This window comes from Duganella sp. GW821-FHT07F09, assembly GCF_059418705.1.
Genome location: NZ_JBWKQJ010000002.1, coordinates 480220 through 502377, shown reverse-complemented (window position 1 = coordinate 502377; position 22158 = coordinate 480220). Strand labels below are relative to the sequence as shown.

Here is a 22158-nt window from a genome sequence, read left to right as displayed (position 1 = left end):
CCAACCTCTACACTCGGAACAACTCCACAGCCGCCCCGGCCCCGCATGTCCGCCCATCATCTCCGCGAAGCGCTCCTCTTCCTGGCCTTGGCCGGCATCCTGGTGCCCGTCCTGCAACGGCTGCGCGTCAATCAGATGCTGGGATTCCTGGTGGCGGGGATCTTGTTCGGCCCCCACGGCATTGGCGACTGGTCCGGCGGGGTGCCCTGGCTGGCGCTGGTGACGTTCCAGGACGTCGAGCGCATCAAGTCGCTTGCCGAGCTGGGCATCGTGTTCCTGATGTTCATGATCGGGCTGGAGCTGTCGCCGACGCGGCTGTGGTCCCTGCGGCGCGACGTGTTCGGCACCGGCTTGGCCCAGGTCGGCATCACCGCCTGCGTGATCGGCTTGTTCGCCTATGTGTTCGGCAACCCGCCGGCCGCCGCCATGGCGATCGGGCTGACCCTGGCCATGTCCAGCACCGCCGTGGCGATGGAGTTGATGAGCAAGCAGCACGCGCTGAAGACCGCGCTGGGGCAGAAGTGCTTCGCGATCCTGATGTTGCAGGACCTGGCCGTGGTGCCGGCGCTGATCCTGGTCGAGGGCTTGGCCGGCAACGGCAGCCAGGCGCTGGGATGGACCTTGCTGATCGCCGTCGCCAAGGCGGCCGCCACCATCACCTTGCTCTATCTCGTGGGAAGGCGCGTCGCCAAGCCGCTGCTGTCCTCGGCCGCCGTCCAGCGCCAGCCGGACGTGTTCGTCGCGCTGATCCTGCTGATGGTGCTGGGCATCGCCGCGCTGACGGCGGCCAGCGGCTTGTCGCTGGCGCTGGGCGCCTTGCTGGCGGGCCTGCTGCTGGCCGACACCGAGTTCCAGTACGAGGTCGAGACCATCGTCGAGCCGTTCAAAGGCTTGCTGATGGGCCTGTTCTTCATGGCGGTGGGGATGGAGGTCGACCTGCGGCTGGTGGCCGAGTTCCCGCTGCTGCTGCCGGCCTCGGTGCTGGGGCTGCTGGTCATCAAGGCGGCGGTGGTGGCCTTGTTGCTGGGCCGGCTGGGCTGGGCGACCGCGCTGCAGGGCGGCCTGTTGCTGGGCCAGGGCGGCGAGTTCGCCTTCATCATCCTGGCCTACGCGGTCAGCACGCGGCTGCTGACACCGGAGGCCAGCCAATTCCTGCTGCTGGTGGTCAGCCTGAGCATGCTGATCGCGCCCGCCGCCGCCGCCGTTGGCGCGGCCTTGGCCAGACGCGACCGCGCCGGGCGCGAAGCGGCGGCGTCGGACCATCAAGAGCTCCCGGCCACCGATCTGAGCGGACACGTCATCATCGGCGGCTTCGGCCGGGTGGGCCGTTTGATCGCCGATGTGCTCGACAAGCAGGGGATCAGGTACCTCGCGGTGGAACGCGACCGCCATCTGGTCGACGACGCCAGAAGCCAGCGCCACGGCGACCGTGTGTTCTCGGGCGACGCCTCGCTACCGGAGCTGTTGCGGCGGCTGGGCGTCAACCAGGCCGCCTGCGTGGTGCTGACCATGGACGACCCGCACGCGGCCCTGCACGCGGTGGGGGCGCTGCGCCGCCACTATCCGGCGCTGTGCCTGCTGGCGCGGGCGCGCGACGAAAAGCACGCGCGGGCGCTGAAGAAGGCCGGCGCCACCGAGGTGGTGTCGGAGGCGGTCGAGTCGGGATTGCAGCTTGCCAGTTTCGCGCTGGGCGCGGCCGGCATGACGATGGCGGCCGCCAGCTTCCACATCGGCCAGGAGCGCGCCGACCTGCTGGCCCGGATCGACGATCGACCGTCCGTCTAGGCCGGCCTGGCGGACGCCAGAGCCGGTGGGCGCCGGTCCTGGATGGGCAGGCGCCGGTCCTGCACCAGCAATTGCTGGAACGCTTCGCTGCCGAGCGGACGGCTGTAGTGATAGCCCTGCATCATGTCGCATCCCTCGTCGCGCAGGAAATCGAGCTGCGCCGTGTTTTCGACGCCCTCGGCGATCACCTCCAGCCGCAGGCTGTGCGCCAGGGTGACGATGGCGCGCACGATGGCCTCGTCATCGGCGTCGATGCTCAGTTCGCGCACGAAGGACTGGTCGATCTTGAGCACGTCGATGGGGAAGCGCCGCAGATACGACAGGCTCGAATACCCGGTGCCGAAGTCGTCGATCGAGATCTGCACGCCAAGCGCCTTCAGATTGCGCAGCACCTCGATCGCGTGGTCGACATCGTGCATGACCGTGCCCTCGGTCAGCTCCAGCTCCAGCAACGCCGGGATCATGCCCGTCTCTTGCAGCAGGTCGGCGATCGATTGCACCAGCGTCTTCTGCGTGAACTGGCGCGGCGACAGGTTGACGGCCACCCTCAGCCCGGTCCAGCCGGCCTTGTGCCACGCCATCGTCTGCAGGCAGGCGGTGCGCAGCACCCAGGCGCCGATCGGCACGATCAGGCCCATGTCCTCGGCCAGGCCGATGAAGCGGGCCGGCGCGATCATCCCCTGGGTCGGATGGTTCCAGCGCAGCAGCGCCTCCATGCCGATGATCTTGCCGCTCTTCAAACAAAGCTGGGGCTGGTAGTGCAGCACGAACTCGTCGCGCTCGAGCGCGCGCCGCAGGTCGGTTTCGATCTTGAGCCGGTCCAGGGTGCGCTCGTTCATCTCCGCCGTATAGAACTGGAAGCCGTTGCGGCCGAGTTCCTTGGCGCGGTACATGGCGATGTCGGCGAAGCGGAATAGGCCATCGCCGCTGTCGGCGTCGGTCGGATAGGTGGCCACGCCCACGCTGCAGGTGACGACGAACTCGTGCTCCTCGATCATGATGGGCTGCGCGACCGCTTCCATGAGGCGCGCGAGGACGGCGACGCCGGTGCCGTCCTCGGGATTTTCGGGCAGCACCAGCATGAATTCGTCGCCGCCGACGCGCGCCACCGTGTCGGTTTCCCGCAAGCAGACCAAGAGCCGGTCGGCCACGATCTTCAGCAGCGTATCGCCGGCTTCGTGCCCCAGGGTGTCGTTGACGAACTTGAAGCGGTCCAGATCGATGAAGGCGACCCAAAACGGGCCGTTTCTGCGCCGCGCGCCGGCGATGGCGTCGTTCAGGCGGTCGCGCAGCAAATTGCGGTTGGCCAGGCCGGTCAGGCTGTCGTGCGTGGCCTGGTACTCGATCTCGGCCTCGTAACCCATTGCCGCCGAAATATCGTACTGGGCGACGACGAAGTGGCTGACGACGTCGTGCTGGTCCCGCACCGGCGCGACGAACAGGTCGCTCCAGTAGCCGCTGCCGTCCTTGCGGTGGTTGCGCACCAGCGCGTGGCCCTCGCTTTGCTCGCGCAGCGCGGTCTGGATTTGCTCGATGTTGCCCTGGTATTGGCCGCCGCCGTGCAGGAAGTCGAGCCGCTGCCCCAGCACCTCCTGCGCGCTGAAGCCGGTGAGGCGTTCGAACGCCGGATTGACGTATTCGATCGGGTGCTCCGGCGCCTGGGCGCCGCACAGGATGATGGCGTTGGCCGACACCTCGATCACGCGCTCGCGCAGGCGCAGCCCCTGCTCGGTGCGGACGCGCTGGGCCAGGTCCTCGGCCAGCCGCAGGTTGGCGAACTCCAGCGTGGAGGTGCGCGCGCGCGTGGCCCGCTCGACCATGGCCTGGCGCGTCACCAGCGCGTAGATATAGGCTGTCGCCAGCAAGGTGGACAGCAGACCGCCCAGCAGCGCGTATAGCGAGCCGTTGTGGCCGTCGGCAAAGAAAGTCTCGGTCTGGCTCACCTCCACCCGCAAGGTCTGGCCGGCCAGCGCGAACGACGACACCACCGGCGCCGGGCGGTCGTAGAATAGCCACGATGACAGCCAATGGGGGCCGTTCGGCGACGCCGCCACCGCGCCGCCGACGTCGCCGTGGCTGGCGATCAGCCGCCGCGGTGCTCCCGGGGCGGTGGAAAACAGGCGGATGCCGACGCCTTCCAGCGCCGCGAAGCCGCGCGCCTCCAGCACCGGGTCGAACAGGCGGTCGACACGCAGCTCGGCGACCAGTTCGCCAACGACCGCGCGCTGGCGCTCGGCGGCGGTGTCGAGCGGCGCGCCGCGCCAAAACACCGGCGCCAGCACGCGAAAGCCCTCGAACCGGCCGTTGGCGAACAGCAGCGGCAGCACGGCGGTGCCGGCGCTGCCGCCGCGCTGGCGCGATACCTGGCGGGCGTCGGCCAGCTCGGCCATCGGCGCGGTGTCCAGTCCAACATGGTCTTCGTTGCCGAACAGCGGCTCCAGGTAATCGACCACCAGGTAGCTGTCGCGGATGCCGGCGCGGCGCACGCGGCCGTCCACCAGCTCGGTCAGCGTGAAATCGGGGAAGCGTTCGCGCATGGCGGCCTCGTAGCCGGCGCGCTCGCGGTGCTGGATCAGGCGCTGGAAGCCGAGCGCCTGGATTTGCGGCGAGTGCTCGCGCAGCGGCAGGCTCAATTGGTGGAATTGCGCGCGGGTGAGCAGGCCGAACGTGGCGTACAGTTGCCGCAGCGCGTCGATCTGGTCGACGGCGTCGCGCACGCCGCCGGCCACGGCGTTGATGCGCAGCTTGGCGTTTTGCTGGAATTGGACGGTTTGCCGCGCCGCCTCGACCCGCCGCACGCTGACGAACAGCAGCGCGGTCAACCCCAGGCCGATGGCCAGGGCGATCAGGGCCGACAGCGACACCGAAACGCGCACGCGCGTAATCAGTTTTTGCATTGCAACTCCTCAAGACGGCTTACCGGGTTCACCGGATCTGGCCGGCGGGGGGATAAGCGCCCCAATGCAGTGTTGTTTATTACCTTTTGGAAATCCGTGCGCTAGCGTACATAGGCTTGGGCCGCCGACCTGAACCGGCTGTGGCGAGGTGGGTGGCGCGGTGATCTATACTCGTGGTTTTCCGGGGGAGGACACCCTCGCCAAGACAGTTCACAACAATCGCACAGCCGCCTTCCTCAATGACCAAAATCTCCGGTAACGACACCCCCGCCCGCATTCGCCGCAGCCAAATACTGTCGCTGGTGCTGCTGGTGGTCTGCGGCGTCATCAACTACCTCGACCGCGCCACCCTGGCCGTGGCCAACGAATACATCCGCGCCGACCTCGGCCTCTCGCTCGGCCAGATGGGCCTGCTGTTGTCGGCGTTCTCGTGGAGCTACGCGCTGTGCCAGCTGCCGGTGGGCGCGCTGGTCGACAAGATCGGTCCGCGCTGGCTGCTCGGCATCGGCTTGGTGGTGTGGTCGCTGGCGCAGGCGGCCGGCGGGCTGGCCTCGACCTTCGGCTGGTTCGTGATCGCGCGCATCGCGCTGGGCATCGGCGAGGCGCCGCAGTTCCCGGCGGCGGCGCGCGTGGTCAGCAACTGGTTCCCGCCGCGCTCGCGCGGCACCCCGACCGGCATCTACAATTCGGCCTCGCCGCTGGGCGTCGCGCTCGCGCCGCTGTTGCTGGCGCCGCTGATCGCCGCCACCAGCTGGCACTGGGCTTTCTTCGTCACCGGCGCCATGGGCCTGGTGGCGGCGGTGGTCTGGGTGGCGCTGTACCGGGATCCGGTGCCGGCGCAGCTGAGCGTCGAAGAGCGCGCCTATCTGGAGGCCGGCGCAGCGCACGGGACGGCGGGAGCGGCCACCAAGACCAGCTTCGCCGCCTGGTGCGCGCTGTTCCGCCACCGCACCACGTGGGGCATGATGCTCGGCTTCTTCGGCTCGGTATACCTGAACTGGGTGTACCTGACCTGGCTGCCGGGCTACCTGCGCACCGAGCGGCACATGGACCTGGCGGGCGCCGGCCTGGCGTCGTCGATTCCGTTCATCTGCGGCTTCGCCGGCGCCCTGATCGCCGGCTGGGCGTCCGACCGCGTCGCCAGCAGGGCCAAGTCCCAGATGTCCGGCCGCCGCAACGCGGTGGTGGTCGCCACCCTGGGCATGGTGGTGTTCACCGTGCCGGCCGCGCTGGTCGACAGCAACGTCCTGGCCGTCGCCTGCATCTCGATGGTGATCTTCCTCGCCAACGCCTCGTCGGCCTGCGCCTGGTCGCTCGCCACCGTCGCGGCGCCCCCCAGCCGCATCGCCTCGCTCGGCGCGCTGCAGAACTTCGGCGGCTTCCTCGGCGGCGCGCTGGCGCCCATCCTGACCGGCTACATCGCGCAGACCTGGTCCTTCGTGCCGGCGCTGCTGACCGGCGCCGGCATCGCCTTCGTCGGCGCCATGTCGTATTACTTCCTGGTGGTGCGGCCGATCCCCGAGGACGACAAAGGTTAAGAAAGCCGCTTGCGCCGCGGCACGCGATACATATACAATCCATATACACTTCGTATATAGGATTACTCAATGGGCATCGTAAACATCGACGACAATCTGCACGACCAGATCCGCAAGGCCAGCGGCGTGGGCTGCCGCTCGATCAACGCGCAGGCGGCGTTCTGGATCAAAATCGGCATGTTGTGCGAAATGAATCCCACGCTCAGTTTCAACGACATCGTCGCCGGGGAGTTGCGCGCGGCGGGAGTCGGGGTCGATGTCGACACCCGGTTCGGGAGCGCGCTGGGATGACCAAGCGACCGGAGGAAATCGCGCTGATGGCGGAATCGGGCAAGCTGCTGGCCAGCGTGTTCGGTCACCTCGACCAATTCAGCCTGATCGGCATGTCCACCATGCAGGTCAACGACATGGTCGACAGCTTCATCGTCAACGAACTGCGCGCGCGCCCGGCCAGCAAGGGGCAGTACGGCTTCGCCTATTCGCTCAACTCCTCCCGCAACCACGTGGTGTGCCACGGCGTGCCGTCCACCACCGATATCCTGCGGGACGGCGATATCGTCAACTTCGACATCACGTTGGAAAAAAACGGCTTCATCGCCGATTCCAGTAAAACCTATCTCGTCGGCGAAGTCTCGCCGCTGGCCAGGCGGCTGGTGGAAGTGACCTACGAGGCGATGTGGAAGGGCATCAAGGCGGTGCGTCCGGGCGCCAGGCTGGGCGATGTCGGCCACGCCATCGAGCGCCACGCGCGGCGCAACGGCTACTCCGTTGTCCGCGAATATTGCGGGCACGGCATAGGCCGCGAAATGCACGAACCGCCGCAGGTGCTGCATTGGGGCAAGCCGCAGACGGGACTGATGCTACAGGAAGGCATGGTCTTCACCATCGAGCCGATGCTCAACCAGGGCCGCCGCACCGTGCACACCGAGGAGGACGGCTGGACCGTCGTGACGACGGACGGCAAGCTGTCCGCGCAATTCGAGCATACGGTGGCTGTGACGCGCAACGGCGTGCAGGTACTGACCTTGCGTCCCGAGGAACGGGCGTTGAACTGAAAACAGACATGGACACTGTGCACAGCGACGAATTGGCGAAGCGCCTATGTCGTATCGCTCGATCTTCCGCATGGTTCATGGCGGCATTGAAAGCGGTGCGGGATTTGGAACTCGCGTCATGGTGCATCGGCGCGGGCGCGGTGCGCAATCTGGTGTGGGATGCCTTGCACGACTACTCGACGCCTTCGCGATTGGCCGACGTGGACGTCGCTTATTTTGACGCATCCGACCTGGCGGCGGAAACGGAAGCGGAGCTGCAACGCCGGCTTACCAACGCGCTGCCGGAGATTCCGTGGGAAGTCACCAACCAGGCGGCGGTGCATCGATGGTTCGAAGGGTATTTCGGGCATGCTGTCGAGCCGCTTGCTTCACTCACGGACGCGGTTGCCTCGTGGCCGGAATACGCCACTTCCGTCGGGCTATGCCTGCATCCAAATGATTCCATCGAAGTAATTGCGCCCCACGGTTTGGACGATCTGTTCAACTGCGTGGTGCGCCGCAACCCGGCGCGGGTTAGCATGGAGACCTATCGCCTGCGCGTCGAGCAGAAGAACTATGCGTTGCGCTGGCCACACGTAACGGTCATACACAGCTAGCATTGATAAAGGAGTTTTTATGAATCCAGCCGCCGGAGCGATAGTCGACCTCTACGAACGCCACGCCGCCACATGGGTGAAGGCCCGTTTGCATGAGCACGAACTATACGAACGCGCATGGCTGGACCGTTTCACTCAAGACATCCCCGAGGGTGGCTCCTTACTGGATCTCGGCTGCGGCGCCGGCGAGCCGATCGCCAAGTATTTGAGCGAACGCGGCTACGCGGTGACCGGTGTCGATTCCTCCGCCGCGATGGTGGCCATGTTCGAGGCACGCCTCCCCAATCAGAAAGCCCTGGTCGCGGACATGCGCACCTTACGCCTTGACGGGCGCTTTCACGGCATCCTTGCCTGGAACAGTTTTTTCCATCTGAATCACGAGGACCAACGACGCATGTTCGCGGTCTTCCGGACGCACGCCGCGCCGCGCGCCATGCTGATGTTCACCAGCGGGCCGTCGCATGGCGAAGCCATCGGAGACCTCGAGGGCGAACCGCTATACCACGCCAGCCTCGATGCAGGGGAGTACCGAGAACTGCTTGAGAAGGAAGGTTTTGCCGTCGTCGCCAATGTCGCCGACGACCAAACCTGTCGCGGCCACACGGTTTGGCTCGCGCAGTTATAGACATCGGCCGCAAATGCAATGTGTGATCGCGTGTGGTACAACGCTGACGAACGCCACCTTGATCGGCACCGATTTCGCGGGAGGCGACTTGACCGACGCTGACTTGTCCCACGCTGTCGTGGCCGGATCAAAAATGGATGGCGCCAATGTTGCAGGAACTGGCTTTGCAGTGGTGCCTGCCCTTGCTCATGGCATCATTGATTTCCGTGTGCTACCGAGCATATGCGACGTGGTACCAAGGATACAATGTCTTGCCGCACCGCGCCGGTGATGATGGACCAACCGACCTTGCCCAATGCCAGCTAACGCCACCTCGCCCGACGCCCGTTTTTTCATCGCCCTCAATGCCGGCTCCGGCCATTCCGAGACCGAGGAACGGCGCACAACCATCGAATCGGTGCTGCGCGCCGCCAGACGAGAATTTGAATTAACCATCATCGATCAACCGGACACCATCGACCAGATCGCCGGCCAGCTTGCCAGGCAAGCGGCCGACGCCGGCGGCGTGCTGGTGGCGGCCGGCGGCGACGGCACCATCAACGCGGTGGCGCGCCAGGCGATCGTACACGGTTGCGCGTTCGGCGTGCTGCCGCAGGGCACCTTCAATTATTTCGGCCGCACGCACGGCATCCCGGAAGACCTGAGCGAGGCGGTGCATGCGCTGCTCGCCGCGCGCCTGCATCCGGTGCAGGTGGGCATGGTCAACGATCGCGTGTTTTTGGTCAACGCCAGCATCGGCCTGTATCCGAAGCTGCTGGAGGAGCGCGAACTGGACAAGAAGCAGTTCGGCCGCAGCCGGCTGGTGGCGGCGCTATCGGCGCTGAAAACCGTCTTGAGTCCGCATCGCCGGCTACGCCTGGCGCTGCAGATCGACGGCCAGTTGCAGCGTCTGCGCACCGCCACATTCTTTGTCGGGAACAATCGCCTGCAAATGGAGCAGATCGGCATTCCGCCGATGAGCGCCGCGCTGGAGGATGGCCGGCTGGCGGCGGTGGCGCCACGCACCAAAGGCAAGCTGGGGATGTTGTGGTTGCTGCTGCACGGCGCGCTGGGCCGGATGGGACGCCTGGATCAGGGCGACGAGCTGACCACTTTCAGCTTCAAGCAGATGCAGGTGAAAGTGAAGGGACGCAGGCTGGCGCGGCGCCGCCAGGTGAAGGTGGCCATGGACGGCGAAGTGGGCTACATGGACAACCCGCTGGAGTTTCGGGTGGTGGAGGAGCAATTGCTGCTCTTGAAGCCGGATGAGACATGGGCGAACGATGTCGAGACGCCCCGGGACGAGCCACCTGCGCTGGTCAATATCCGGTAACGGCACGCGCCGCCCATATTCTATTTCTCCGCGCTACATCAGAAGCGGTAGCCGACGCCCAAGCCCAGCATCAGCGGGTCGACCTTGACGCGGCTGGCCTTGGCGCCGCCGACGTAGACGTCGCTGCGGATCTGTACCTTCTTGACGTCGAAGTTGAGCGACCATTGCTTGTCGATGGCGTAGTCGACACCCGCTTGCAGCGCCAGGCCGACGCTGTCGTGTTCCAGATCGGCGCTGCCGTCGAGCAGCTTGACCTTCGAGAAGACGGTGTAATTCACGCCGGCGCCGACATACGGCTTGAGCGGCGAATCCAGCACGAAGTGGTACTGCAGCAGCAGCGTGGGCGGCAGGTGCTTGAAGGTGCCGATGTGCTGGCCGTCGAGCATGACATTATGCTTTTGCGGATAGGTCAGCACCAGCTCCGCAGCCCAATTCGGCGTGAAGAAATAGGAGATGTCGAATTCCGGAATGGTTTTGTCGCTGACGGTCAGGCGATCCGACACGCCGGCGCCGGCGATGGGATCGGACTTGTTGGCCATGTCCAGGTTGACGGCGCGCGCGCGCACCAGCCATGGGGTTTCCTGGGCGGCGGCGTTGCCGGCGATGGTGCCCAGCGTACCGATCGTTGCGAATATCAATGCTGCTAAACGTTTGTTCATTTCACTTCCTTGTGTCGTCGTTGTGTCCCGGATGGCTACGAATTTCTCGGCGTTGGGGCATGGCGCGAGGGGCGCAAGTGTGCCCTAGCGCGCTCGCGCTCGCCATCGGGATAACTTGATTATTCGATCAGGCGATCCCTAGGGGGAAGTGGGGGATGGCAAGGGATGGGGATGCGATCGGATCGGCGCGCGGCGCCGGCTTTTCCTACGCCACTTTCAGAAATTCCTTGGTATTAATAGTAAGCGTTCCTGATGGTGCGCTTGACGACGAACAATGATACTTCGTGTCCATCGCCAGAGCCCTTTTTGGCGTCCCATTTTCTTCTTCGGACCACGTAAATGAAAAAATTCCTGACTCTCGCGGCACTGGTAATCTGCCTGCCGATCACCGCCATGGCGGCCAACAAAACCAACGTCAACGGCACCGCCGCGACCGCCGCAGCGGACACCCGCGTCATCAAGATCCTGCCGAAGACCAAGCACGTCAACGTCAATCAGGGTGACACGGTCAAGTTCGTCGTCGGCGACAAATCGTTCGCGTGGCACTTCGACACGCTGCGCGCCAGCACCAGCTTCCCGTTGTCGAAAATCGCGCCGAAGGAAATCGACACCCACCGCGTGCGCGTGTACGTCTCCCCGAACCCGCTGTACCACGGCGGCTAAGCCCTCCTACTATCCATCCACCAACAAGGAATATCATGCGCTACTGGACCATCCTTCCATTCGCTTGCATCATGCTGGCAGGAAATACCCACGCCGCCGGCAGTGAAGACTGCCATCCATCGTCGGAAAAGGAAATCGCCGGCCTGTTCGACCGCTGGAACGCCTCGCTGCAAACCGGCGATCCGGACAAGGTCGTAGCCAACTACTCGGAAAACTCGGTGCTGCTGCCAACCGTGTCGAACACGCCGCGCATGACGGTGGAGGAAAAGAAGGATTACTTCGAGCACTTCCTGAAGGGTAAGCCGGTCGGCACCATCAACAGCCGCCGCATCAAGATCAAGTGCAACAGCGCGGTCGATGCCGGCCTGTACACCTTCAAGTTTGCCGACGGCAAGCAAGTCAAGGCGCGCTACACCTATACCTATAAATGGTACGGCACCGAATGGCTGATAACCAGCCACCACTCGTCGGCCATGCCAGAAAAAGAGTAAGCGCCGGCCGCCCGGTCAAAAAATCCGATCCAGGTTTCAGGTCGGATTTTTTTTCGCCAGCCTTTCCTGCATACGAAAGTCATTTTCGAAGAAGTCGTCGGGAAACAAATGACCAGAGTTCTCGAGTGCCAATCCACACGAACGATCATGGACGCGATGTAATGAACAAGACAACATACGCTTGCGCCGTCGCCTGCCTCGGCAGCCTCGCCACCCACGGCGCGATGGCGCAAAGCAGTGTGAGTATTTATGGCCTGCTCGATAGCGGCGTGGTCTACACCACCAACGCCAACGCGGCAGGCGACTCCATCGCCAAGGTGCCCACGTTGACGGGAAGCATGCCGTCGCGCGTCGGCTTCCGTGGCGTCGAAGACATCGGCGGCGGCTTGCAAGCCGTGTTCACGCTAGAGGCCGGCCTGCATGTCGACAATGGGTTGATGGGGCAGGGCGACCGGCTGTTCGGCCGCCAGGCCTCCGTCGGCCTGAAGGGCGCCTACGGCACGCTGACGCTGGGCAGACAAGTAAACATGACGTCCATTTCGCTGCTCAAGTCGGACGTGCTGGGCCCCAACCTGTTCAGCATGGGGAGCATCGATCCCTACATCCCGAACGCCCGCAGCGACAATGCGATCGGCTATCTCGGCAATTTCGGCGATTTCATGGCCGGCGCCACCTATAGCTTCGGGCGCGATGGCTCGGCCGCCGGAGGGCCGCCGGCCACCAATTGTCCCGGCGAGGTGGCCGGCGACGCCAAGGCCTGCCGCCAGGTGACCGCCTTGCTGGGCTATGACAACAAGCGCCTGGGCGCCACCGTCAGCTACGACATCATGTACGGGAACGCCGGCGCGGCGGCGGGATTGACCACCAGCGACAGCTACGACCGCCGCACCGCCTTGAACGGCTATGCGATGACGGGTAAATTGCGCATCGGCACCGGCGTCATCGCGCGCAAGAGGGTGGCCGCCACACGGGTCAACGATCTCGAATCGAACTTGTACTACTTGGGCGGCAGTTATCCGCTGACGCCAATGCTGACGCTGGACACGCAGGTGTCGCGGCTCGAGGTCAAGGGCAGCGACAACGGCTCGACGCTGGCCTCGCTGCGCTTGACGTACTTCCTGTCGAAGCACACGGCGGTGTACGGTTTGCTTGGCCGGATGAACAACGCCGGCCGGGCCGCGATCCCGCTCGATGTCGGCGGCACGGTTGCGCTGGGTCTGAACCAGTCGGGTGTGGCGACCGGCATCCGTTACGCGTTCTGATTGCCACGTCTTCCGCGTCGGGCACAAGTAGCAACACCGAGCTGCTCGAAGCCACCCAGGCGCCGCCCGCCGTCCGACTTGTCATACCCCTGGACACGCCAGTCCAATCTCAGCGTAGTTCGGCTGAACGCTTCAAACATCATCCAATAGCAATGACTTACGAAGGCCTCGACGCTTGCGCATCTACCTCGGCGCGGGCGTGTTGCCGTTTTCCTTTGCCATTTTACTAGTAGCTTGAAAGGATGCCATGGTTATCCCCCATTGCGTAGCCGTGCCGATCAACAAGTAAATGGCGGCAGCGCGCTCGCCGTCGATCTCGATGATGCCGTCGTCGCAGTAGCGCAGCAGCGCCGGCCACAAGTTTAGCGCGTACTGGATCGCCGCCGCCGAGTCCGACTTGCGCGACAGTTTTTCGAGCGTGGCGCGCAGCCAGTTGCCGAAGTCTTCAAGTAGTGGGCGTGCTCACTGCTGGTGCACCAGTTGCCGTTCGTGCGGCGGTTTGCCGCGAATCTCGGCGATCACATACAGTTCGGCGATCCGTCGCAGCGCTTCGGTGGTGATGGCCAAGGGCCTGGCCACGTGCAGGTCGTAGAATTTTCTGCGCGAGTGCACCCAGCAGGCCGCCTCTTAGATCGTGCCGTCGACGTAAAGCGCGTTGAAGCCTCTGTAAGCATCGGCCTGCAGCACGCCACTGAAGTTGGCCAGGTGTGTTTGCGGATGCCAGCACTGTCAGGCATGACTCGGCACGAGGCATAGGGCAAGGCCCGCGAGCCCGACGGCGGTACGCCGGGATGCAAAGCATTGAAAATAGCCGGGTTGGAAGCTATCCTGACGCTTGTCGGCCAACTGTCGGGTTCCTGTCGTGTTGTCCTTGCCTCGGGCTCTCCATACTTCGCCACATCGGTTGAAACAATGGGGCTATGAAATGAACGCTACAGAAAACACTCAACAAACCCGCCTGCTGACGCCTAATGAACTGGCCGTTTGCATCAAACTGTTCCGCGAGGTGCGGCAATGGTCACAAGAGCAATTGGCCGAAATCTCCGGCCTCAATGTGCGAACGATCCAGCGCGTTGAGCAAGGATTGTCTGCCAGCCTCGACACCCGCCGCGCCCTTGCCAACGCATTCGAGTTCGAGGACATAGACGCGCTCAACAAGCCGTTCACCATTCCTTCCGAAGAAGAACTCAAGGCAGCAAAAGAAAAGTTCGAGCGGGAGCACGTCACTTTGACGGCGATTCCGCTGACTACGGGCAAGCAGTTGGCCAAGCTCGCGGAGGACTGTACAATGGACTTGTCGGAGTCGGCCTTTGAGCTGACCCGCGAAGCGGACGAGACTTTTGCCGCACTGGTGGATTATTTCCGGGACTACCGGGACTGCGCCGATGCTTACAGCGAAACGCAGAAGTTCGAGGTGTACGATGAGATTCAATCCCAAATCGAAGCACTCAAAACGCTCGGTGTTTCGTTACGATACGCCGAACGCAAAATGCAGGTGAAATGGGGCTCAGAAACCGATAGCAAACCGATGCGTGTAAACGTACTGTACGTGGTCTGCTTTCCTCTCGGCAAAGAGCCAGAGCAATTCGCTACGCCGAAGTCTGGCGGCATTCGCTTGTAAGGTGGCGCTTGCCAGCACCGCGTTTAGACTACATCGGTGATGCTGGCATAGGATTCGCGCATGAACAAAAGGTGGCGACGCGCAGCACGCGCCGCCACTAATCCGTCACACCCAGCTTTGCAGGGACTTGGCCGCAGCATCCACCTTCTTCAACAGCGACCGCAGCGGAGGGCAATCGGGATAGTGCTCGCCGAGGAGCTTCTTCACGTGCGCCAGGCTTTCGGCATGACGTTCCCGCTCCGCGTCCGTAAGCGACCGCGAGAACGTCGAACCGGATTCGTGGTAGTACAATTCGAAGAACTGCTCGTTCGGCAGCTCGGCATGGTTGTATTCCCGCTGCGTCCATTCGTCGAGTTCACTGCGGATCGCGTTGACGCGGTTGTAGACACCCTTGCGGTGGTAAGTGGCTACCAGCACCGACTTCAGCAGTTGGCCGACCTCCGCGTGCGTCCCAAGCGACATCCTGCCCTTCGGACGGCGCTGTGGACCGACGAAGGTCTGGACGTAGCCGACCGAATTGCGCTGACCGTTGTTCGGTGTGCGTAGCGCTTTCGGCTTATCTTTCTCTGCAGATGCCTTGGCGATCGTGCCAGGGCTCACGAAAAACGGCGTCATCGGCGCAGATTCGCCATCCCACGTGCTTTCGACGATAGGTGTGGACAGCTCGTCCAGTGCGGCAGCGAGGGGTTGCAACGGAATGCCCTTGGCTTGATCTGCGACCAGGTAGAGACGCGAGCCAACATCTGGCGCGTACATACCGGCCCACCCTGGCTTGACGATGGCGCAGCCGTGTTGCTTTGCCCAGGCTTCGCGTTCGTGGACCTTACTCTTGACGGCCTTCTCATAAGGTTCATCCACGAACAGGTAGCGCTTCGTCTCGCGGTCGTACCAGATGCTGTAGTGATCGCGGCCGGGAATAGCATTGCTCGACCGCCCACTTGGGAAGGCACGGCTATGGCTCTTAGAAGGGCGCAACTGTGTCGCATCCATGAAATGCAGGGCGCGTGCGGCTGCACAGACTGCACGTCTGGCCTCTGACTGCGTGCGCAGCAGATGCTCACGCGCCAGATGGTCAGGACCCTCTGCACGGAAGCTCGCCAGCGCACGATGGTTCTGGAATTGAAGCGGAGTGATCAGGTCACCCCATGAAGCGAACAGCCAGATGGTTAGCGTCTCACGGCCGCTCGCGCCACCTTCGTGGTCTTTCCAGTAAGCGGTCAGGAAGATGCGATGCGCGGGGCGCGGGCGCTCCGGTTTAGGTTCAGTTCGCAGTACATTGCTTGCGTGACGGAAGTTTTGGAATCCTGCCACCTGCGCAGCATCGTCCAAGGCCCGAACGTGTTGAATACCCCGCTCGGTCTTGAGCGATTTGGCGAGGCGTTTGATGCCGTCCAGAGTGGACGGGCGAATAGCTTCACTCGACATGACAAATTCTCCTGGTTCATGGCGAAACGTCACCCGTCTGCCGCTTCTCGAACCTGAATATGACATGTACAGGAAGAGAGGGAATTTGTCGGCAGTGCTGTCAACAGCTTTGCTATGACGGGTGGCAGGCTCCTGCCCGAAGCCCTCCCAACAGTATCCCACAAACATGGGGTGATTGGCGAGGGCGAAATAATGTGGTACGTTTAAACGTTGTTGCCGTCACCTGCCGCACGCCTGAACCCAAGTACGCTGATCCGCGTAAACTGTGCGATATGCTTCGCGGCCACCATTGCGTTTGTTTTATCTGCTGATTGTTGAAGGCACACGCCGCAGTCGGGTCGCCAGTGCGCGGATTGACTCTCCTGTAATGACCGATCGAGATATTTCTTCTCGTTCGGAAAGCGTCAAAGCCCGCGCGCCACGGCATCGCTGTGTTGGACGTATGCCGCCGGTCTCCTGACATGTAAGCAGCGGTTGTAAACTGATACAAGCAGCGATTGAAAACTGATACACCGTTTTGAGATGATGGCTGCTTTGCGGAGCAGCCTTGAAACCCAACGAGGTGTACGTGGAAATTCAGTTATTGAGCAAGCATGAGTTGAGTCTGCGGCGCATCGCCGCCGAGGTGGGCTGCGCGGTGAACACGGTGCGGCGGCACTTGGCACTGGAGGCGGTGCCGAAGTACGAACGCAAGGTCAAGCGCCCTACGAAGCTGGCGGCGCACGAAAGTTATCTGCGCGAGCGGCAGGCGGCGGCGCAGCCGAATTGGATACCGGCCAGCGTCTTGCACCGCGAGATTGTCGAGCGTGGCTACCAAGGTGGTCTCAGCCAGTTGCGTGCGTTCATGCGCTCATTGCGTCCGGCGCTGCCGGCCGAGCCCGAGGTGCGCTTCGAGACGGCGATGGGCGAGCAGTTGCAGGTCGACTGGGTCGAGTTCCGCAAAGGCAGCGCGCCGCTGCACGCGTTCTGCGCCACGATGGGCTACAGCCGCACCAGCTACGTCGAGTTCGTTAGCGACATGAAGGTGGCCACGTTGATCGGTTGCCACGAGCGCGCCTTCGCCGCGTTCGGCGGTGTGCCGCGCAAGGTCCTGTACGACAACATGAAGACGGTGGTGATCGAGCGCGACGTGTACGGCGACGGCCAGCACCGCTACCATGCCGGCTTCCTGGACTTTGCCAAGCACAGCGGCTTCATCATCAAGCTGTGCCAGCCGTACCGGGCCAAAACCAAGGGCAAGGTCGAGCGCTTCAACGGCTATCTGCGCCGTTCGTTTTACGTGCCGTTGGCGAGCCGCCTTGCCCAGAGCAGTTTGCAGCTCGACGTCGTGACGGCGAACGCCGAGGTGGCGCGCTGGCTGCGCGAGGTGGCCAACGAGCGGGTGCACGGCACGACGCAGGAGCAGCCGGCGGTGCGGATGGCGTTGGAAGTGCCGCACTTGCAGCAACTGGCGCCGCCGTGGCGCGGCGACGTGGCCGCCGCGCGGCCGCAGTTGGCCGAACCGGAGACGCCGCTGCCGCGACCTGCCATCGTGGCCGAGCGGATCGCCGAAGCGGCGCCGGCGCAGCACCCGTTGGCGGTCTATGAGCAGTTGCTCATGAACGTCAAGCAAGGGGTGGCGGCATGAACCTGCAATATGAACGGATCGCCCAGATGTGCGAAGCGCTCAAGCTGCCCTTTGTGGCACAGGGCTACGGCGCGGCGGCCCAGCAGGCGGCCAAGGATGAGATAGCCTACAGCGACTTCCTGGAGGGACTGCTGCGCGAGGAAATGGCGGGACGGACGGTGCGCAAGCAGAGCATGATGACGCGCCTGGCCGGCTTCCCGGCGATCAAAACGCTGGAGCAGTTCAACTACGACTTCGCCAAGGGCGTCAAGCGCAGCCAGGTGGAGGAACTGGCCGGATTGGGCTTCATCGAGCGCAACGAGAACGTGGTGCTCGTCGGCCCCAGCGGCGTTGGCAAGACCCACCTGGCGATGGCGTTGGGGTACAAGGCCACGCAGGCCGGCATCAAGACGCGCTTCATGACGGCGTCCGATTTGCTGCTGACGCTAACGACGGCGCACGCGCAAAACAGTTTGAAGACGGTGATGCACCGGGACATCAAGGCGTACAGGCTTCTCATCATCGACGAAATCGGCTACCTGCCGATGAACCGCGAACAGGCTAACCTGTTCTTCCAGGTGATCGCGGCGCTGTACGAAAAAGGCAGCCTGATCGTGACAAGCAATCTGCCGTTCGGGCAATGGGACGCGACGTTTGCGCAGGACGCAACGCTGACGGCGGCGCTGCTGGACCGCTTGCTGCACCACGCCCATATCGTGCCCATAACTGGCGAAAGTTACCGGTTGAAGCATCAGCGACAGGCAGGAATTGTGCAGAGTATCAGGAGCGACCAAGCCGCTTGACCGGGCTACGAAAAGAGGAAAAATCCAGCGCGTGCTGGTGACGGAGGTGTATCAGTTTTAAATCGCTGCGAGCGCCAAAACTGTATCAGTTTTCTCGCTGTTGACATATTGCCGCCACTGCGCGCAGTAAGGACAGCTAGCTCAGCTTAATGGTGTCCGTCGAGTCAAACGCCACTCCGTAAAAAAATGACGGCCGCCTCATCGAGGTGGCCGTTGTTCTTTCAAGCTACGAAACAATCACTAACTGCACACGTCACGATAGCCTGGGCAAGCGCAGCAGTGTCGCCAAAATACAAAGACCCGAAGCGGAGCCTCCTGGACTGGACGAGGGCGCACCACTTGCTGGGTGTCCGGCGTGCCTGGCTGAATCGCTCTACTGATTACGACACCAGTGGGAACACACCTATGTAACCGCATGTCCGAAGCACCGCATACAGCTCGTTGACCAGTGCGACGCCTGCCGAAAACACCTGTTGCCGGAGCGGCTTTACATAGGGCTCTGTTCGTGTGGCGATGACCTGGGTAGGCTACCGCAAACGCCGGCGCTCCCAGTACAGCACTGGTTGTCGACGCTAATTGCGAGCAATGGCCAAACGTCTGGCAGCATGGAGCCGGTTCCGCATGGCGTGGATATCAACATGCTGGTGAAGGTCATTCGGATTCTCTGCCTACATGCAGACTCGAAGCAACTCGGGTCGACGCGTCGCTCAGCCTTGCCAAAAATCATCGCTGAAGCGGTCGAATTTCTCGCACAGCTCGAAGTTTTGCTGGCCGACTGGCCAATTAGCTTTCAGGCTCATGATGAGGAACGTATTACCGCTGGTCGCAAGGATGCCCGCACAATGAACCTCGTCCACGCAGGCGGCAATTCCCACATCAGCGAAGCCCATCGACTGGTGGCGACCTTCTGTGCAACGGCATGACCGCGACGGGTAGCATGTAGATTCTTGCATCAAAGTATATGCACGACTGAAGTGCATCAAACTCGAATCGAAGCCTTAACCCGGAACAGGGACTAGAGGGATAGCACGAGAATTTTTTGTCCCGGCATGTAAGGCTTCTTTTTGGTGGTGGGAGGCAGCTCGTAAGACCTCGAGACGCAACGACTTAGCTTTTGTGGTGATTGCTGTGACTCGAACCAGGGGACCGCCTTGCACTCGGCCACTGAGCCACCACCACAAAACGCACCACCGCACCAACGCACCAGATATGATGCGCAGGCCATCAAATCTTCCGCTATTGACACCAAATTTTCTTTAAATTATACTAGCTTCGCCTTCAAAGGCACCTAATGCTGTAAAACCGTCTAGTTGTAAAAACATATCAATTCGCATAGGAGCATTACTATGAAAAGCAAACTTCCTCGTCGTTCAGCTAAAGCCACCGCCCAACTCCTAGCCATTAACGCTAAGCTCTATGAAAAGGAGAAAGACCGGCAAGTCAACCGATATCGTTTCGGGCTTACGACGCTGCGAATTATCGCGAACCGCAAAAGCATTCGCGGCAGTTTTGTCGTGCAGCTTGAAGACGAGCTGGCCGAACTGAACTGGCTGCTGATAACCCTTGGCTCGGAATTTGCCATTGTTTCCCTTGATAAGTCGGAAGCATGGCTCAAGCTGGGCGCGAAACGGCTGGCAGAGTCCAAGCAAGGCTTACTGCTCCTTGGCGAGGATGACATCGAGGACATGTACGACGAGCTGTTTCCTGATGAAGATGACCTGACCGAAGACGACTAAGGCCATTTATAGCGGCAGCTTATGCTGCCGCTGTCTTTTGGGTGCCAAGTGTCAGGAATGTAAAGCTTTTTCTTGCATGTTTCATAAGGCTCCGTTGCAAATTTTACCCCCCACTCCTAACCTAATGATTCGCGGGGCTCCTAACCTATCTATTTACCTCTGACAAGTGGAGCGGATTTAAAGTGTTTTCCTACTCCACCGTCACCGACTTCGCTAAATTCCGTGGCTTGTCCACATCCGTACCCCGCGCCAGCGCCGAGTGGTACGCCAGCAGCTGCAACGACACCACGTGCAATATCGGCGACAGCAAACCATAGTGCTCCGGCAAGCGGATCACGTGGATGCCTTCGCCCGAGGTGATACGCGAGTCGACGTCGGCGAACACGTACAGCTGGCCGCCGCGCGCGCGCACTTCCTGCATATTCGATTTCAACTTCTCGATCAGCGCATCGTTCGGGGCGATGGTGACGACCGGCATTTCCTCGGTCACCAGCGCCAGCGGGCCGTGCTTCAGCTCGCCGGCCGGATACGCTTCGGCGTGGATATAGGAAATCTCCTTGAGCTTGAGCGCGCCTTCGAGCGCGATCGGGTAGTGCATGCCGCGCCCGAGGAACAGGGCGTTTTCCTTGCGCGCGAAATCGTCGGCCCAGGCGATGATCAACGGCTCCAGCGCCAGCACGGCGGAGATGGCGACCGGCAGGTGTCGCATCGCTTTCAAATGCTGCGCTTCCTCGTCGTCGGTGAGGCGGCCGTTGATTTGTGCCAGCGACAACGTCAACAGGAACAACGCGGCCAGCTGCGTGGTGAAGGCTTTGGTCGAGGCGACGCCAACCTCGACGCCAGCGCGCGTGATATAGGCCAGCTTGCACTCGCGCACCATGGCGCTGGTGGCGACGTTGCAGATGGTCAGCGTGTGCTCCATGCCGAGGCTGCGCGCGTGCTTCAGCGCGGCCAGGGTGTCGGCCGTTTCGCCGCTTTGCGAGATGGTGACGACCAGGGTATTGGGATGCGGCACGCTGTCGCGGTAGCGGTATTCGCTGGCGATTTCGACGTTGACCGGGATCTTGGCAACCGATTCGATCCAGTATTTGGCGGTCAGGCCCGAGTAGTAGCTGGTGCCGCAGGCGAGGATGAGCACGCGGTCGATCTGCTTGAAGACGTTGTAGGCGCCGTCGCCGAACAGTTCCGGCATGATGCCGGTGACGCCTTCGAGCGTGTCGCCGATGACGCGCGGTTGCTCGAAGATTTCCTTTTGCATGTAGTGGCGGTACGGGCCCAGCTCGGCCGCGCCGGTGTGCGCCTGCACGGTTTTGACTTCGCGCTGCACCGGCTTGCCGTTGGCGTCGACGATCCAGGTGCGGCCCAGTTGCAGGTCGACCACGTCGCCTTCTTCCAGGTAGATGATCTGGTCGGTGGTGCCGGCCAACGCCATGGCGTCGGAGGCGACGAAGTTTTCGCCCTGGCCAATGCCGACGATCAGCGGCGATCCCTGGCGGGCGGCAACCACGCGGTGCGGCTCTTCGCGGCTGAACACGGCGATGGCGTAGGCGCCGTGCAGGCGTTTGACGGCGTGCTGGACGGTGTCGAACAGGTCGCCGTTGTACATGTGGTCGACCAGGTGGGCGATCACTTCGGTGTCGGTCTGGCTTTGGAAGACGTAGCCGAGCGCGGTCAGTTCGGCGCGCAGTTCGTCGTGGTTTTCAATGATGCCGTTATGGACCAGGGCGATGCGCGCCTGGTCGGCCGAGGGCGAAAAGTGTGGGTGGGCATTGTGCGAGGCGGGGGCGCCGTGCGTGGCCCAGCGCGTGTGGGCGATGCCGGTGAAGCCTTTCATGTGGGCTTCGTCGACCTGCTTTTCCAGGTCGGCCACGCGCGAGGTGCTGCGCGAGCGTTGCAGTTGGCCGTCGACGTGCAGGGCGACGCCGCAGGAGTCGTAGCCGCGGTATTCCAGGCGCTTGAGGCCTTCGATCAGGATCGGGGTGATGTTGCGTTGCGCTACCGCGCCGACGATGCCGCACATGGAAAACCTCTTCTGTTAAGTTAGGAGGCCATCGTAGAGCAGCCTCTGTGAAATATGCTTTCTT

20 protein-coding genes and 2 pseudogenes are annotated in these 22158 nt (G+C 62.6%); 16 read left to right on the top strand and 6 right to left on the bottom strand.

The features are described from left to right. Positions 1-45: 45 nt before the first annotated feature. Positions 46-1785: a cation:proton antiporter domain-containing protein gene (locus AC07P1_RS07360; RefSeq protein ID WP_494695156.1), complete on the top strand. Its 1740-nt coding sequence runs from the start codon at positions 46-48 to the stop codon at positions 1783-1785. On the opposite strand, the gene AC07P1_RS07355 is transcribed toward AC07P1_RS07360, so the two are convergent. Further along, entirely contained in the window at positions 1782-4682 is a 2901-nt protein-coding gene (locus tag AC07P1_RS07355; RefSeq protein WP_494695155.1) for a bifunctional diguanylate cyclase/phosphodiesterase, read from the bottom strand. The two genes, AC07P1_RS07360 and AC07P1_RS07355, sit on opposite strands and share 4 nt — an antisense overlap. A 239-nt stretch (positions 4683-4921) precedes the next feature. On the opposite strand from AC07P1_RS07355, the gene AC07P1_RS07350 reads away from it, so the two are divergent. The 7 genes from AC07P1_RS07350 to AC07P1_RS07320 all read left to right on the top strand — a co-directional run bounded on the left by AC07P1_RS07350 (position 4922) and on the right by AC07P1_RS07320 (position 9808). Next, a complete protein-coding gene (locus AC07P1_RS07350; protein WP_494695154.1) occupies positions 4922-6220 on the top strand; it encodes an MFS transporter in 1299 nt (432 codons plus the stop codon). A gap of 69 nt (positions 6221-6289) precedes the next feature. After that, positions 6290-6511 carry a ParD-like family protein gene (locus AC07P1_RS07345; protein ID WP_494695153.1) on the top strand — a complete coding sequence of 74 codons (222 nt, stop codon included), beginning with the start codon at positions 6290-6292 and terminating at the stop codon, positions 6509-6511. After that, positions 6508-7275, top strand: coding sequence for a type I methionyl aminopeptidase (gene map / locus AC07P1_RS07340; RefSeq protein WP_494695152.1), 768 nt, complete (start codon positions 6508-6510; stop codon positions 7273-7275). The genes AC07P1_RS07345 and map overlap by 4 nt, the downstream gene beginning before the upstream one ends. 8 nt (positions 7276-7283) lie before the next feature. Beyond that, positions 7284-7871 carry a nucleotidyltransferase family protein gene (locus AC07P1_RS07335; protein ID WP_494695151.1) on the top strand — a complete coding sequence of 196 codons (588 nt, stop codon included), beginning with the start codon at positions 7284-7286 and terminating at the stop codon, positions 7869-7871. 19 nt (positions 7872-7890) lie between these two features. Continuing rightward, positions 7891-8496, top strand: coding sequence for a class I SAM-dependent methyltransferase (locus tag AC07P1_RS07330; protein WP_494695150.1), 606 nt, complete (start codon positions 7891-7893; stop codon positions 8494-8496). Further along, a complete protein-coding gene (locus tag AC07P1_RS07325; RefSeq protein ID WP_494695149.1) occupies positions 8387-8767 on the top strand; it encodes a pentapeptide repeat-containing protein in 381 nt (126 codons plus the stop codon). Before AC07P1_RS07330 ends, AC07P1_RS07325 begins: the two co-directional genes overlap by 110 nt. Positions 8768-8791: 24 nt before the next feature. Further along, positions 8792-9808: a diacylglycerol/lipid kinase family protein gene (locus AC07P1_RS07320; RefSeq protein WP_494695148.1), complete on the top strand. Its 1017-nt coding sequence runs from the start codon at positions 8792-8794 to the stop codon at positions 9806-9808. 38 nt (positions 9809-9846) lie between these two features. Here AC07P1_RS07320 and AC07P1_RS07315 read toward each other — a convergent pair whose 3' ends face one another. Next, a complete protein-coding gene (locus AC07P1_RS07315) occupies positions 9847-10467 on the bottom strand; it encodes an OmpW/AlkL family protein (RefSeq protein ID WP_494695147.1) in 621 nt (206 codons plus the stop codon). Positions 10468-10806: 339 nt separating this feature from the next. Between AC07P1_RS07315 and AC07P1_RS07310 the strand changes: the two genes are divergently transcribed. From AC07P1_RS07310 to AC07P1_RS07300, 3 genes are all read left to right on the top strand, one after another. After that, entirely contained in the window at positions 10807-11130 is a 324-nt protein-coding gene (locus tag AC07P1_RS07310) for a CzcE family metal-binding protein (RefSeq protein WP_494695146.1), read from the top strand. A 35-nt stretch (positions 11131-11165) separates the two neighbouring features. After that, complete coding sequence (locus AC07P1_RS07305) at positions 11166-11621, top strand: SgcJ/EcaC family oxidoreductase (RefSeq protein ID WP_494695145.1); 456 nt, start codon at positions 11166-11168, stop codon at positions 11619-11621. A 161-nt stretch (positions 11622-11782) separates the two neighbouring features. Next, a complete protein-coding gene (locus AC07P1_RS07300) occupies positions 11783-12883 on the top strand; it encodes a porin (RefSeq protein ID WP_494695144.1) in 1101 nt (366 codons plus the stop codon). Between the two features lie 302 nt (positions 12884-13185). Here the strand turns inward: AC07P1_RS07300 and AC07P1_RS07295 are convergent. Further along, positions 13186-13603: pseudogene (locus tag AC07P1_RS07295) on the bottom strand (IS66 family transposase); the annotation flags it as partial. A gap of 205 nt (positions 13604-13808) precedes the next feature. Between AC07P1_RS07295 and AC07P1_RS07290 the strand changes: the two are divergent. Beyond that, positions 13809-14504 carry a helix-turn-helix domain-containing protein gene (locus AC07P1_RS07290; RefSeq protein WP_494695143.1) on the top strand — a complete coding sequence of 232 codons (696 nt, stop codon included), beginning with the start codon at positions 13809-13811 and terminating at the stop codon, positions 14502-14504. A gap of 105 nt (positions 14505-14609) precedes the next feature. Here AC07P1_RS07290 and AC07P1_RS07285 read toward each other — a convergent pair whose 3' ends face one another. Continuing rightward, on the bottom strand, positions 14610-15929 hold the full coding sequence (locus AC07P1_RS07285) for a DUF5623 domain-containing protein (protein ID WP_494695142.1): 1320 nt from the start codon (positions 15927-15929) through the stop codon (positions 14610-14612). A 231-nt stretch (positions 15930-16160) separates the two neighbouring features. Continuing rightward, positions 16161-16385 (bottom strand): annotated as a pseudogene (locus AC07P1_RS07280) (helix-turn-helix domain-containing protein); the annotation flags it as partial. Between the two features lie 91 nt (positions 16386-16476). On the opposite strand from AC07P1_RS07280, the gene istA reads away from it, so the two are divergent. The 4 genes from istA to AC07P1_RS07260 all read left to right on the top strand — a co-directional run bounded on the left by istA (position 16477) and on the right by AC07P1_RS07260 (position 20074). Continuing rightward, a complete protein-coding gene (istA, locus tag AC07P1_RS07275; protein ID WP_494695141.1) occupies positions 16477-17556 on the top strand; it encodes an IS21 family transposase in 1080 nt (359 codons plus the stop codon). After that, the gene (gene istB / locus AC07P1_RS07270; RefSeq protein ID WP_494695140.1) at positions 17553-18338 is read left to right on the top strand and encodes an IS21-like element helper ATPase IstB; all 786 of its coding nucleotides are present in this window, start codon (positions 17553-17555) and stop codon (positions 18336-18338) included. The genes istA and istB overlap by 4 nt, the downstream gene beginning before the upstream one ends. Before the next feature lie 638 nt (positions 18339-18976). Further along, on the top strand, positions 18977-19261 hold the full coding sequence (locus AC07P1_RS07265) for a hypothetical protein (RefSeq protein WP_494695139.1): 285 nt from the start codon (positions 18977-18979) through the stop codon (positions 19259-19261). A gap of 423 nt (positions 19262-19684) precedes the next feature. Further along, complete coding sequence (locus tag AC07P1_RS07260; protein WP_494695138.1) at positions 19685-20074, top strand: hypothetical protein; 390 nt, start codon at positions 19685-19687, stop codon at positions 20072-20074. Positions 20075-20264: 190 nt separating this feature from the next. Here the strand turns inward: AC07P1_RS07260 and glmS are convergent, their stop codons facing one another. Further along, on the bottom strand, positions 20265-22094 hold the full coding sequence (gene glmS, locus AC07P1_RS07255; RefSeq protein WP_494695137.1) for a glutamine--fructose-6-phosphate transaminase (isomerizing): 1830 nt from the start codon (positions 22092-22094) through the stop codon (positions 20265-20267). Positions 22095-22158 lie beyond the last annotated feature (64 nt).